Origin of the sequence: Leuconostoc mesenteroides subsp. mesenteroides ATCC 8293 (assembly GCF_000014445.1) — a bacterium.
GTDB lineage: Bacteria > Bacillota > Bacilli > Lactobacillales > Lactobacillaceae > Leuconostoc > Leuconostoc mesenteroides.
This window is the reverse complement of record NC_008531.1, coordinates 185031-197524: the sequence shown is the minus strand read 5'-3', so window position 1 is coordinate 197524 and position 12494 is coordinate 185031. Positions and strand designations below refer to the sequence as shown.

The 12494-nt window shown below is 38.3% G+C and carries 13 protein-coding genes and 3 tRNA genes; 4 read left to right on the top strand and 12 right to left on the bottom strand.

Annotation, left to right across the window (positions count from 1 at the left end):
• Window positions 1-13: 13 nt before the first annotated feature.
• Window positions 14-98: transfer RNA gene (locus LEUM_RS01145), tRNA-Leu, on the top strand.
• 95 nt (window positions 99-193) lie between these two features.
• Here the strand turns inward: LEUM_RS01145 and LEUM_RS01140 are convergent.
• Together LEUM_RS01140 and LEUM_RS01135 are read right to left on the bottom strand one after the other, a co-directional pair.
• A tRNA-Gln gene (locus tag LEUM_RS01140) sits at window positions 194-265 on the bottom strand.
• Between the two features lie 37 nt (window positions 266-302).
• A tRNA-Tyr gene (locus tag LEUM_RS01135) sits at window positions 303-385 on the bottom strand.
• A gap of 775 nt (window positions 386-1160) precedes the next feature.
• Here LEUM_RS01135 and LEUM_RS01125 point away from each other — a divergent pair.
• The gene (locus LEUM_RS01125) at window positions 1161-2345 is read left to right on the top strand and encodes an oxidoreductase (RefSeq protein ID WP_011679145.1); all 1185 of its coding nucleotides are present in this window, start codon (window positions 1161-1163) and stop codon (window positions 2343-2345) included.
• Between the two features lie 22 nt (window positions 2346-2367).
• On the opposite strand, the gene LEUM_RS01120 is transcribed toward LEUM_RS01125, so the two are convergent.
• From LEUM_RS01120 to LEUM_RS01085, 8 genes are all read right to left on the bottom strand, one after another.
• Complete coding sequence (locus LEUM_RS01120) at window positions 2368-3285, bottom strand: LysR family transcriptional regulator (RefSeq protein ID WP_011679144.1); 918 nt, start codon at window positions 3283-3285, stop codon at window positions 2368-2370.
• Between the two features lie 189 nt (window positions 3286-3474).
• Window positions 3475-3870, bottom strand: coding sequence for a 30S ribosomal protein S9 (gene rpsI, locus LEUM_RS01115; RefSeq protein ID WP_002815996.1), 396 nt, complete (start codon window positions 3868-3870; stop codon window positions 3475-3477).
• Window positions 3871-3888: 18 nt separating this feature from the next.
• Complete coding sequence (gene rplM, locus LEUM_RS01110; protein WP_002815997.1) at window positions 3889-4332, bottom strand: 50S ribosomal protein L13; 444 nt, start codon at window positions 4330-4332, stop codon at window positions 3889-3891.
• Window positions 4333-4469: 137 nt separating this feature from the next.
• Window positions 4470-4880 (bottom strand): pyridoxamine 5'-phosphate oxidase family protein, encoded by a 411-nt coding sequence (locus LEUM_RS01105; protein ID WP_011679143.1) that lies wholly within the window; start codon window positions 4878-4880, stop codon window positions 4470-4472.
• Window positions 4881-4929: 49 nt separating this feature from the next.
• Window positions 4930-5697, bottom strand: a complete 768-nt coding sequence (gene truA / locus LEUM_RS01100; RefSeq protein WP_010281220.1) for a tRNA pseudouridine(38-40) synthase TruA — start codon at window positions 5695-5697, stop codon at window positions 4930-4932.
• 20 nt (window positions 5698-5717) lie between these two features.
• Entirely contained in the window at window positions 5718-6521 is an 804-nt protein-coding gene (locus LEUM_RS01095) for an energy-coupling factor transporter transmembrane component T family protein (RefSeq protein ID WP_011679142.1), read from the bottom strand.
• On the bottom strand, window positions 6514-7371 hold the full coding sequence (locus LEUM_RS01090) for an energy-coupling factor transporter ATPase (RefSeq protein ID WP_011679141.1): 858 nt from the start codon (window positions 7369-7371) through the stop codon (window positions 6514-6516). Before LEUM_RS01090 ends, LEUM_RS01095 begins: the two co-directional genes overlap by 8 nt.
• Window positions 7347-8165: an energy-coupling factor transporter ATPase gene (locus tag LEUM_RS01085; protein WP_010282672.1), complete on the bottom strand. Its 819-nt coding sequence runs from the start codon at window positions 8163-8165 to the stop codon at window positions 7347-7349. Before LEUM_RS01085 ends, LEUM_RS01090 begins: the two co-directional genes overlap by 25 nt.
• Before the next feature lie 174 nt (window positions 8166-8339).
• Between LEUM_RS01085 and LEUM_RS01080 the strand changes: the two genes are divergently transcribed.
• Together LEUM_RS01080 and LEUM_RS01075 are read left to right on the top strand one after the other, a co-directional pair.
• Window positions 8340-10010: an NAD(P)/FAD-dependent oxidoreductase gene (locus LEUM_RS01080; RefSeq protein WP_011679140.1), complete on the top strand. Its 1671-nt coding sequence runs from the start codon at window positions 8340-8342 to the stop codon at window positions 10008-10010.
• A gap of 68 nt (window positions 10011-10078) precedes the next feature.
• Window positions 10079-11077: a polyprenyl synthetase family protein gene (locus LEUM_RS01075; RefSeq protein WP_011679139.1), complete on the top strand. Its 999-nt coding sequence runs from the start codon at window positions 10079-10081 to the stop codon at window positions 11075-11077.
• A 41-nt stretch (window positions 11078-11118) separates the two neighbouring features.
• On the opposite strand, the gene rplQ is transcribed toward LEUM_RS01075, so the two are convergent.
• Both rplQ and LEUM_RS01065 read right to left on the bottom strand, forming a co-directional pair.
• Window positions 11119-11502, bottom strand: a complete 384-nt coding sequence (gene rplQ, locus LEUM_RS01070) for a 50S ribosomal protein L17 (protein ID WP_002816006.1) — start codon at window positions 11500-11502, stop codon at window positions 11119-11121.
• 36 nt (window positions 11503-11538) lie between these two features.
• The gene (locus LEUM_RS01065) at window positions 11539-12483 is read right to left on the bottom strand and encodes a DNA-directed RNA polymerase subunit alpha (protein WP_011679138.1); all 945 of its coding nucleotides are present in this window, start codon (window positions 12481-12483) and stop codon (window positions 11539-11541) included.
• Between the last annotated feature and the right edge of the window lie 11 nt (window positions 12484-12494).

Genomic DNA, 12494 nt, shown 5'->3' with positions numbered 1-12494 from the left:
TCAATTCATATTTGCAGCTGTGGCGGAATTGGCAGACGCGCAGGATTAAGGATCCTGTGCCCGTTTAGGGCGTGCGGGTTCGACTCCCGCTAGCTGCACTATAACAAAAGCTATACTTAATTGTATAGCTTTTTCTTTGTGTTGAAAATTTATTTTATACAAAAAAAGGAATCCCGAAGGATTCCTTTAATAGTTGCCCCTGCTGGATTCGAACCAGCGCATGTCGGTACCAAAAACCGATGCCTTACCACTTGGCGAAGGGGCAATAGCTAATTTATTTTGCCGTTAGCTTTTATCGGCAATGGGAGCGGTAGGATTCGAACCTACGAACCCGAAGGAACGGAGTTACAGTCCGTCGCGTTTAGCCAGACTTCGCTACACTCCCATATCTCAAACAACTATAATAGTATACCAAATACTGAGAGACATGGCAAGCATTTTTGTGATAATTACATGTTGTGATTACATTTAAAAGTGAAGTAGATTGCTCATCAATATTGCGAGGCCTCCAATGAAAATTAATAACAATGTTCAACCCGTTAGAAAATCGCTTCATTTGACGCAAGAATCTCTAGCAAAATAAATTGGTGTTTCAAGGCGAACTATTGTTTCTATAGAAAAGGAAACTATACACCTTCTTTGATATTGGCCTTCCAGTTAGCACAAGCACTGAAAACACCACTGACTGATCTATTCACTATTAATGAGGAAAATCAAACATGAAAAAAATTATTTTTGAGCAAACAGGCAATATTGTTACTACCCCGCTGATAGCATTTGCAATGATACAATCCATATTACTTTCACCGCAGTCTATCAATAAGTACAAACATCACAAGTATAAGCATTTTTATTATTGTAATGTTAACAAATATGCTGACTCTTGTGTTTTTAACATACTTAATCGCTTGGATTATTTATGAACGAATGACATAATCCATCGAATGAAGCATAATTATTTTAAAATTGAAAAAGCTTTATTTTCATATGGTGAAGCCATTTTTTTAATGTAGAATAATATAAAATGAATATATTATTAGGCATCACATCACGTTCAAATTCTGTTGTGTTCAATAAAAGTTGACGATCCATTCATTTTTCAGAAATTCCGAAAAGTTTGTGAAATGTTATACTTTGTTTATGAAACGGAGGCTCTTATAATGAAAAACTTAATAGACAAGGTAACTTTTCGGCATGGCGCAACAATAGATACTAGGACTGCTCAGTCACCTATGCTGACAAATAGTGGCTTAAATGAAAAAGTAACACAAGACACAATCAATTACTATAATGCCCGTTCACAATCAGCTGGTATGGTAATTGTTGAGTACACGAGCGTCAGTCCTAATGGCGGTCCATCACGTTCTTGGGCACCCGACCGTGAACAATTAGCAATTTATGACGATAGTTTTGTCCCAGGATTTAAAAAAATTACTGAGAAATTAAAAAAAGATGGTAATAAAGCTATCCTTCAACTAGTCCATTCTGGACGTGAGGCACAGTATCGCTATGCGCTCGGCGGACAAGTAGAGGTACCTTCAAACATTGATTTTCCATGGATTAATTATCCTTTACACGAGTTGTCCGAAGATGAAGTCTGGCAAATTGTAAAAGATTTCGGTACCGCAACAAAACGTGCAATTGCTAGTGGCTTTGATGGCATCGAAATTCACGGAGCAAATCACTATTTGCATCAAGAATTTTTTTCTGCTTATTCTAATGTTCGCACTGACTTTTGGGGCGGTAGTCTTGAAAAACGGATGAATTTTGCCCTCGAAGTCGCACGAGAAGTATTCAAGGTAGCCAAGGAAAATGCCCCAAAAGACTTTATTATCGGTTATCGAATTAGCCCCGAAGAGGTTCACGAAGATAATATCGGCTATACATGGCACGAAGCTCAATTACTAGTTAACCAATTGACCGAAAATTTTGAATTTGACTATGTCCACCTTTCGACAAATGATTATACTGCGACACCAACCGATTCTGATAAAAACTATGCACAACTACTCGGAGAACGAGTAAAAAAGCCAGCTCTTCTGATGATTGCTGGCGGTATCCACACAGTTGAGAAAATGAAGGATGCTCTGCAATATGTTGATATTGTAAGTTTAGGACGCCCCACTTTAATTGACAACCAAATTGGTTATAAAATCAAAAACGGTCAAGCTGACCATATTTTCTTAGAATTCAACGAAGAATCAGTGAAAGAATCACATCTAACACCAGGATTGATTGATCTACTTGCAAACACAGCATATTTCGATATGCCTGGCATAGACTATCTTAAAACGCTCACAGATGTTAAACTAGGCGACGCTGTAACTCACGACGGAACAAAATAAATTTAACTTAAAAAGATGCTCTTTATTGAGCATCTTTTTTTACTTCTGCAGTAATATCTCTCAGTAATTCTTGGGCTTTCTCGGATATCATATAATTTGGATTAGTTAACCAACCGAGCTTGAAATCATCATCAAAAACATGACCAATATGAATGATCTTAAGCTTCGAAAAATCTGTATTACTAGATAAATTCCCTTGAACAATTCTACCAAAACAGACGGTGTTTAAATTAATTATTGCTTGGTTCATTGCCCAAGCATCATCGACTCTTAACACAAGTGATAACGGTCCACATTGAAATTGTAATCTTTCGAAAATTTCATCGTGGAATTTATCATTGAAAAGACTAAATTTTTGTTTTTTTAAATCTGTTAAAGATATCGGCCGATTCAAAGCATTTAGCGGATTATTCGGTGCGCAAAATAAAACTAACTTACTGTCACAAACTGGTGTGAAATCTAAATTTTTAATGCTTTCATCATTGATATTATTTATTGCGATAAAGCCGGCATCAATTTCTTGACTGCGTACACGACGAACAATTGATTCAAATTCGTGACAACTAATATTTACCTGAACATTTTCAAATTTAGCGACATAATTATCAATAAAGGTGCTGATAAAAGGTTTTAACATTGTGTTCATATAATGAATTGAAACTTTTTGATGCTTTTGAGGATTAGCAACAATCGTAGCAGTTTTCTCAAGATTATTTTTAAAACGTAAAATATCGGAAATTGAAGACAATAATTGTCTTCCTTCTGAGGTTAGCTTAGTTCCAGATGATGATTTATCAAAAAGAGTTACTTCTAATTCATTTTCAAGTTGATGTATGGCTATGCTTAGTCCAGACTTACTGATGTGTAGTACATCAGCAGCTTTCTGCATAGAATTATGCTGAGCCAAAACTTCCGCGTAAAGTAGTTGGTCAAAATTCATGGATGTACTCCTCAAATGATTTATCTGTATCTAAACAAAAACTAAAAAACAGAGTTTTAAGTGCTTCAAAATGAAGATTAAATTCATGAACAGTATATCACATTTAAATTACTAGCAACGTGATATCAAATCAAAAAAACACTTTTCAATAAAAGAAAAGTGTTTTTAAACGCCGATATAATAAAAATATTAACGCTTTGAGAATTGTGATGCTTTACGGGCTTTCTTCAAACCTGGCTTCTTACGTTCCTTCATACGTGAGTCACGAGTCAACAAACCTGCTGCCTTCAATGCTGCACGGAAATCAGGATCTACTGTCAACAAAGCACGGGCGATACCGTGACGTGTTGCACCAGCTTGACCAGAATAACCACCACCAATAACGTTAACTAATACGTCATAGTTACCTAATGTTTCAGTAACGTTAAATGGTTGCAAAACAACTTCACGCAAGTTAGCAAAAGGAATATATTCTTCGATTGACTTGCCGTTCATTGTGATTTGGCCATTACCTGGAACCAAACGTACACGAGCAACTGAGTTCTTACGACGACCTGTGCCGGCATATTGTACTGCTGTAGTCATAATTGAGATTCTCCTTTCTTAAACTAACTTGTTGATGTCAAGTGCTTCGGGCTTTTGTGCAGCGTGATCATGTTCTGATCCTGCATACACGTGCAAGTTCAAGCCTTGCTTACGTCCCAAAGTGTTCTTTGGCAACATACCGTGGATTGATAACTCAAGCAACTTTTCAGGGTTGAATTCACGATAGTTTCCAGCTGTGCGAGCCTTCAAACCACCTGGGTGGTTTGAGTGGTGGTAATAAACCTTATCAGTGGCCTTCTTACCAGTCAACTTAACTTCGCTTGCATTGATGATGATGACATTGTCACCCATGTCAACGTTTGGTGTGAACGTTGGCTTGTTCTTACCACGCAAAATTGAAGCTACTACTGTTGACAAACGTCCCAAAACGACGTCTTTTGCATCAATAATATACCACTTCTTTTCGATTTCACCTGGTTTTGCTAAAAATGTTGTACGCATGTTTGCGCTCCTTTGATTAGTTGTTTACTGACTCAGCCGTTCCTTGCCAAGCATTTACAATAAGTTTCCGGGGCTTATCGTGAGGTAAACAATACCGTCTTCTATCTTAACCAAAAAAGCGTCTCATGTCAATTATTTTACTCAAAATTAACATCTTTTTTATACCCATATGACGCAAGACTAGCAGAATGAATGTGGAGTTCCAGTACAATCTCATTTTCGATATCTGGGTGCCCCTGCATATAAGATTTGTTGTCAATAAATAATGGTTTAACATCTGCCCATGTTTTATCAGAACGTCTCATAGTTGCATTATTTGATTCAATACGTGCGCCATTTTCATTAAATGGCGTAATGATAGCTACCTTGTCATTATTATCGATATCATGAACTTTATATGATGTCGGATCAACGTTAAAGTACCACAGATTTTCACGTTCTGGACTGACCGCAAATCCCATGATTCGAATACTTGGTTGATTATCTCTAGTTGTTGCCACGAAAACAAGCCCTCGTGAAGCTTGAATATACTCTTCAAAAAACGTCATAATTACTCCCCCCTTAAAGTAGTACTGGTTTCATTATAACAAATATTGTTCAATTGTAATCAATCTCGTCCAAGTATAGGCCACTTGCTGGTGCAGTATACCTAGCTTGTTCCCGATCCTTAACTTCTATCAGTCGAACAATATCATGTACTGGTCGTTTTCCGGTACCAATTTCTAATAGTACACCAACCATGATACGGATTTGATTGTATAAGAAAGCATTCCCTTCAAAGGTGAATACTATCTCATGTTCTTCTGGTTTCTCATCAACGTCAGCCCGAGTAATCAAACGAATAGTTGTAGCCGTTTCATTTCCTGAGGCAGCAAAGCTAGCAAAATCATGCTCACCTAAGAGGTCAGGTAAAGCAGCTTTAATTCTGTTTATATCCAGTTTCCAATGGAAATGTCCCGTGTATTTGCGTTTAAAAGGATCCTTGTAGTCAGTCGTAGATACACGATAAATATACCGCTTAGAATGTGTATTAAATCGTGCATGAAAGTCATCAGAAACATGTTCTACATGATTTACAACCACATCAAATGGCAACAACGTATTCATCCCCTTGCGCACGCCTTCTGGATCAATATTGAATGGCAAATCAAAATGAACTACTTGACCAAAAGCATGAACACCCGTATCAGTGCGCGATGCACCTACTACTTTAATCTGCGGTGATGGGTTCTTTGCCATTTTATTGATGACTTTATTAAGCTCCCCTTGGACTGTACGTACAGACTCAACACCGTTTTTTGTTTGCAATTGAAACCCAAAAAATTCAGCACCATCGTAAGCTATAACTGCTTTATATCGTGGCATAAATTTCTCCTCTTATTGCCTCATTTTATAAAAAAATTAATACCAATAAATATAATCGTAAACCCGATTAATCCTATAAACGCGCTGCGATCATTGCTGCCATAAGATAGTACACGATACTTTGTTCGTTGTGTGGCGTCTTGAAATCCACGAACCTCCATCGCATTGGCTAAATCTAGTGCTCGTTGTAATGCACCCACGAACAGCGGAATAAGTAATGGCACAATAGCTTTGGCTCTTTTAATTGGTCCCCCTGTTGAAAAGCTCATACCACGTGACTTTTGTGCATTCATGATTTTTTGCGTTTCATCCATTAACAGTGGTACAAAACGCAGCGCGATTGATAGCATCAATGAAAGTTCAGCTACTGGTACGTGGATCTTTTTCAAAGGCTTCAATAAAGATTCTAACGCGTTTGCAATACTTGTCGGTGGCGTTGTTAACGTCAAAATTGTTGACATCAAAATGATTAAAACAAAACGAATCATAACATAAATAGCATTAATAATGCCCGGAATCGTCACTTTTAGTGGTCCAGCATGTAATAATACTGGTGTTCCCGGCGTAAAAAAAAGCTGCAAGACCACTGTAAATAGAATTAGCCAAAAAATTGGTTTTAATCCATCCCAATAAAGTCTAAATGGCTGCTTTGTTAAGCGTATTGCTAAAACAACGAAAGCCGCTGACCATGCATAGGTCGCCCACGATGTTGACCACAACATCACAAAAATAAAAATAAAGGTTCCAATCATTTTAGTTCTTGGATCTAAACGGTGAATCCAAGAATCCCCTGGCACAAAACGGCCAATCATAATATTATTCATGCCGTTTTTCCTCATTTAACATAGTCGCTAATTCCGTCAATAATAATGGACGATGCCGCAATATATGTCCCTTTTGACGCAACTGCTCCGCAAACTGTCCTGCCTTAGGCAAATCCAAAGCAACCGTTTTAAACCAAACCAGATCTTTATTGAATATTTCAACTGGCGTTCCTTCTGCCACAACACCACCATCATGCATCACAATTACATGGTCAGCTACAGCAATTACATGATCCATTTGATGAGAAATGAAAACTACCAGTTTACCTGCTTCTTTCAGTCCTCTCACAATTGCAAGCAATTCTTTTTGCCCTTTTGGATCTAAGCCAGCAGCTGGCTCATCTAAAACAATAATATCTGGATTACTTGCCAACGTCCCTGCCATAGCAACACGACGCATCTGTCCACCCGAAAGTTCAAAAGGTGATTTATCCCATAATTCCTCAGAGACATTCACCTGTTTCAGGGCAGTTTTTGCCGCAAACTCAGCATCTGCTTTAGCATAACCAAAATTTATTGGGGCATACATGACGTCTTCTAAGACTGTATTTGCGAACAACTGATTTTCTGGAAATTGAAAAACCATACCCACTCTGGCCCGCAAAGAGGTTAGGTTTTTTTCCTTCAAGTCACTCGTCAAAACAAAATCATCAATAACTACTCGTCCTGTTGTAGGTTTCAATAAACCATTTAAATGTTGTATAAAAGTTGACTTGCCCGAACCAGTCTGACCAATAATTGCCGTTACTTGTCCATCCGGTATCGTTACATTAATATCATGCAGAATTGGCTGCGCTAAAGTTGTACCAGCACCATAACTAAAATTCACTTGTTCAAAGTTGATAGCCACTGTATCAGTTCTCTTTCGTCCATATATTTATTAGGTTTCTCGTTTAAATGAAATGCTAACTCATTAGCAAAAGGTAGCTCTAATCCATTTTCATGTAGCGCTTTTCGTTGTGAAAAAACTTCAGCTGGTGTACCATCTAAGATTTTTTGCCCGTCATTAATAACCACTACTCGGTCAGCGAGTGTCGCTTCATCCATATCGTGCGTAATAGTCACTAATGTTAACTCTTTACCAAACTGCTTTTTTAATTTCTGTAATGTCTCCATGACCGTAGCGCGGCCATCAGGATCTAACATTGCAGTCGCTTCATCTAAAATAATAATCTTGGGTTGTAGTGCTAACACACTTGCTAAGGCAACGCGTTGCTTTTGTCCACCTGACAGTGTATGTGGCTCCCGATTTTTAAACTCTTGCATGCCAACGATAGTCAGTGCATTATCTATTTTTTGAGGCATTTCCGAGCTCTCAACCTGGATATTTTCTAGACCAAAAGCAACATCGTCAGCAACAGTTGCACCAACAAATTGGTTATCTGGATTTTGAAAAACCATGCCAATTTTTGATCGGACATGGTGCACAGTTTCGACAGTCAGACGTTCATCAAAAACATCAATATCACCTTGTTCTGCCACTAAAAGCCCTAAAATCAGTTTTGCCAAAGTTGATTTACCAGAGCCATTGTGTCCCACCAAAGCAACCCATTGTCCAGCATCAATATCTAAATTAAAATCGCTGAATAAGGAGCGTTCGTCATAACTATACTTTAAATTGTCTATCTTTATCGCTTTAACCATTACTACTTATTTTAGCATATTTTCCTCTAAAAAATAGGTGGAACCATTTCACAATACAAATTCCATATTTTCACAAAGAACTACTCTCATAAACCTAGTAAATTAGCATAAACTAGTCTATACTAGAAGAGGTAAAACGCTAATAAACAATAAATTTCACAAAGGAAGCATCCCATGAACGAGAAAAATATCGTCATTGTCGGCGCCGGTTTTGGTGGCGTCTTCGCAGCAAAAACATTGTCTAAAAAGCTAAGAAGTCATAAAGAATATAATATCATCTTAGTTGATAAGCATTCATACTTTACATACATGACAGAGTTACATGAAGTTGCTTCTCAACGTGTTAAACCAAAACATGTGCAAGAAGATTTAGAACATCTCTTCTACCAAGATAAGAATGTTAAATTATTAACGACTGAAGTAACAAATATCAATAAAGATAAAAAGACAATCTCAACAACCCAGGGTGATATTCCATACGAAAAACTTGTTTTAGCAGTTGGTGGTCAGTCAAACGATTTTGGTACGCCAGGCGTTAAAGAACATGGATTTGAATTGTGGTCAATGGAAGAATCACTGAAAATTCGAAATCACGTTGAAAATATTATTGGTCAAGGAGCCGCTGAGCTTGATCCCGACAAGCGTGAACAAATGTTAACTATTGCCGTTGTAGGATCTGGTTTCACGGGCGCCGAACTAATGGGCGAATTTATCGAACAACGTAAAGTATTGGCTCAAACTTACAAATTAGATGAAAGCGAAATTAAGCTTGTCCTACTTGAGGCATCTCCTTCTATCCTAAACATGTTAAAAGACCGCAAATTAGCTGACAAGGCTTTCAAATATATGGAGGACAATGGTGTCGATATACGATTGAACTCAAGAGTCACTGGGGTCGATGAGAATGGTGTATTCTTCCAAGACGGATCGACATTACCAACAAAATCATTAATATGGACTGCTGGTGTCAAAGCCAAATCATTCATATCAAACTGGGGATTCAAATATGGCCGTGGTGGTCGTATTGAGGCTGATGATTATATGCGCGCCACTAAAGAAGATGGCACTCCAGAAAAGGACATTTATGTGGCTGGAGATACACTTTCTTACGTTGATGAAAAAACCGGGCCAATCCCACAAACCGTTGAAGGTGCTGAAAGTGCTGCTCGTGCAGCGTCTGCTAATATCCTTGCTGATTTTGGCCTAGGCAAAGCCAAAACATTTTCTGAAGCTGTAAAGTATCACGGTTTCGCGGTTTCAATTGGATCCCATTACACTGTCGCTAGCTTAATGGGCCTTAACTTTTCAGGATTTATCGCCAGCATTGCAAAGCACGGTATCAACCTCTTCTTCTACTCTCAAATCCGTTCAGCCTATTCCATCTTCCATTATATGTTGGATGAATTCTTCCGTACAGAAGACGGCCGTAACCCGTTCAAGGGAAGCATATCACGTCTTGGCAATGTCCTATGGTCAACACCACTACGTTTGTTTTTAGGTATATTCTGGATTTTAGTTGCACTAGGAAATGCCGGTGATTTAAACAATTTCTTCTGGCAAAGTGGTCTTGCTAGCTTTATTGAAATTGTTACTGGCGCAGGTATCTTACTTGGACTATTTACGTGGCCTTTGGGCTTATTATCAATCCTCCTTACGATTGTTTCCGGAGCAACACATTCGTTTGAACTCACGCACTGGTTTGTCATGTTGAGTAGTTTGGCAATTATGAACGGTTCTGGTCGTGGATTTGGTTTAGATTTTTATGTCGTGCCGCTACTCCAAAAGATTTTTGGTGGTCTCTGGTATGGTAAAGCAAAATCAACATATAATGAATTAGAAAAATAAGTTATAATAATAAAGTGTGAGTATCATTACTCTCGCACTTTGTACATAATCAATGAAAAGAGACTCCCATGGCAATGCCGTCGTTACCAAAAATTTGGGACACTTTCCCAGAATTAAACCCACCGCTTCAAAATGTATTAATAGAAATGTCTGAAAGTTGGCGTATTGGTTTTTCAGAAATTGATAATGCTATTCGTTCACAAGCTAGTGCTGGAAAATTAGTTCGTCCTGCACTGACATTACTTTTCTCCGAATTAACTGATGCGCCGTATAATCAGAAAGCTATTGTGTTAGGAGCAAGTATTGAGCTTTTGCACCTTGCTACACTAATACACGATGATATCATTGACGAATCCAAACTGAGACGCGGACAAGATAGTATTCAAGCACATTTTGGTAAGGATACAGCTGTTTATGCCGGCGATTACTTGCTTACTGGAATGTTATCACTATTAAATGATGCTGACAATATTCAAGCAAATAAGCTAGCATTAGAATCTTTAAGAAATATCTTGTTTGGTGAATTAACACAAAAACACAATCGATATTTAACTGATACTTCTTTTGATAACTATCTCACCCAAATCACCGGTAAGACAGCTGCTTTATTTAAACTCAGTGTACTATTTGGAGCCACAAGCTCAGATGGTGTAAGTTCTCAATTACTTGATGTTGTAGGTAAACTGGGTGAGAATCTTGGCATTGCTTTTCAGTTATTAGATGACTATCTTGATTTTGAGTCAATTACTGAACAGCTTTCACTCGGTAAACCTGCTGGTCAAGACATTCGAAATGGCATATACACAGCACCTATCTTATTTGCTTTAGAAAATCCAGATATCAATGCAGAATTGAAGGAACTACTGGCTTTGAGAGATGGAATTACCGATGATCAACTCGTACACATTCACAATGTTGTTCTTGAAAGTGATGCCATGTCGCGTCTAAATTCTCTTTTAGCTGAATATAGTCAGGAACTTGATGATCTCCTGAATAAATTGCCAAATAATGCATTACGACAAAAATTAAGCCATCTTGCCACATTATTATTAAATCGTAAAAATTAGCAAAAAAAAAAACTTGAGAAATAAATTCTCAAGTTTTTTTGTTAATCAACGAGCTCCAAGATAACCAGTTGCGCAGCATCGCCACGACGTTGGACTGTCTTGAGAATTCGTGTATAACCACCATTACGTTCTGCAAAGCGAGGTGCAACATCATCAAACAACTTTTGCAAAGCTGATTGTACTTTAACATCGTCGCCATCTTCTATAACGTCCGCAACTTCGTTACGAACAAAAGTAGCTGCTTGACGGCGAGCGTTTAAGTCGCCACGCTTACCTAATGTAATCATTTTATCAGTTGTCTTACGAACTTCTTTAGCGCGTGCTTCAGTAGTAGTAATACGACCATTGATCAAAAGATCAGTTGTCAAATCACGCAACATAGCTTTACGTTGTGAAGATGTACGACCCAATTTACGATATGCCATTGGTGAATCCTCCTTTTTTTAATTTAAAGACATGTGTTAATCTTCCTTGCGAAATCCTAAGTTCATATCAGTGAGCTTTTCTTGGATTTCGTCAAGTGATTTCCGACCGAGGTTACGCACTTTCATCATGTCAGCTTCAGTGCGATCCGTCAACTCTACAATAGTGTTGATACCGGCCCGTTTGAGACAATTATATGAGCGAACAGATAAATCTAGATCTTCAATTGGTGCAGAATCTGATGCACTAGCAGCAACAGGCTCTGCTTCAACCATAACACTAGCTTCAGCAGCTACAGGAGAAATATCCATGAACAAACCAAGATGCTCAGCTAAGATCTTAGCACCCAAACTTAAGGCATCACTTGGTTTGATAGAACCATTTGTCCAAATATCAAAAGTAAGCTTATCATAGTCGTCACGCGCACCGATACGTGTGTTTTCTACTTGGTAGTTTACACGTTCGATAGGTGTATAAATAGAATCAACGGCTAAAACACCAATGGGCATTTCATCACGTAACTTCTTATTTTCATCAGCTGATGTATATCCACGACCTTTGACTGCCGTGACTGTCATATGTAATGACTTACCTGCTGCCACAGTAGCGATATGCAAATCAGGATTCAAAACTTCAACATCAGCACCACCCTGCAGATCTGCAGCTGTTACATCTGCCGGTCCTTGAATATCAATTTCAAGTGAACGTTCATCATCTGAGTCAATCGCCAACACAACCTTCTTGAGGTTCAAGATAATTTGTGTGACATCTTCAACAACGCCATCCACGGTTGAAAACTCGTGAACCACGCCGTCAATTTGCACCGTATTAACGGCTGCGCCAGGAAGCGAAGACAATAAGATACGACGCAACGAGTTACCAAGTGTCGTACCATATCCACGCTCAAGAGGCTCTACAACAAATTTGCCGTAGCGGGCATCCTCTTCGATGTTATGAATATTTGGCTTTTCAAATTCAATCATCTGTAAATTCT